This window comes from Rhodococcus sp. KB6, assembly GCF_001445685.1.
GTDB lineage: Bacteria > Actinomycetota > Actinomycetes > Mycobacteriales > Mycobacteriaceae > Rhodococcus_F > Rhodococcus_F qingshengii.
Genome location: NZ_LNAK01000104.1, coordinates 1 through 243 on the forward strand (window position 1 = coordinate 1; position 243 = coordinate 243).

Genomic DNA, 243 nt, shown 5'->3' on the forward strand with positions numbered 1-243 from the left:
AGCAGTTTACTGCTGGGGGTGATGGCGTGCCTTTTGAAGAATGAGCCTGCGAGTTAGTGGCATGTCGCGAGGTTAACCCGTGTGGGGTAGCCGTAGCGAAAGCGAGTCCGAATAGGGCGAGTCAGTGGCATGCTCTAGACCCGAAGCGGAGTGATCTACCCATGGCCAGGTTGAAGCGACGGTAAGACGTCGTGGAGGACCGAACCCACTTAGGTTGAAAACTGAGGGGATGAGTTGTGGGTA

At 56.0% G+C, this 243-nt stretch carries 1 rRNA gene; it reads left to right on the top strand.

Annotated features, from left to right (window positions below):
• A 23S ribosomal RNA gene (locus ASU23_RS33425) occupies nt 1-243 on the top strand; the annotation flags it as partial.